Source organism: Proteus sp. fly-1067 (assembly GCF_040139345.1).
Classification (GTDB): Bacteria; Pseudomonadota; Gammaproteobacteria; order Enterobacterales; family Enterobacteriaceae; genus Proteus; species Proteus vulgaris_B.
Genome location: NZ_JBEEUL010000263.1, coordinates 1 through 528, shown reverse-complemented (window position 1 = coordinate 528; position 528 = coordinate 1). Strand labels below are relative to the sequence as shown.

The window sequence follows — 528 nt, the reverse complement described above, 5'->3', positions numbered from 1 at the left end:
ATGCTGAAACCAGGTTCTGCAACATTACCGTTCTTTGGCGTTCGTCCTGCTTTGGTTGATAATCTTGGTGAGCCTCTAGAAGGTGCTACCGAAGGTAACCTTGTGATTGTTGATTCATGGCCAGGTCAAGCGCGCACCTTATATGGTGATCATGAGCGTTTTGAACAAACCTATTTTTCAACCTTCAAAGGGATGTATTTCAGTGGTGATGGTGCCCGTCGCGATGAAGACGGCTATTATTGGATCACTGGGCGTGTCGATGATGTATTAAATATTTCAGGTCACCGTCTAGGAACGGCTGAAATAGAATCAGCTTTAGTTGCCCATCCAAAAATAGCAGAAGCAGCCGTTGTGGGTATTCCACACAGTATTAAAGGGCAAGCGATTTATGCTTATGTCACTTTAATCTCAGGGGAAGAACCATCACCTGAGTTGTATACCGATGTCCGCAATTGGGTACGTAAAGAAATCGGCCCAATCGCAACCCCAGATGTTCTACATTGGACGGATTCTCTTCCGAAAACCCGC

General features: G+C 45.6%; 1 protein-coding gene. It reads left to right on the top strand.

All coding sequences use genetic code 11. The features are described from left to right. Nucleotides 1-528, top strand: a 528-nt coding sequence (locus tag ABN217_RS20330) for an AMP-binding enzyme (protein ID WP_502935150.1), incomplete at both ends; no start/stop codon positions are given.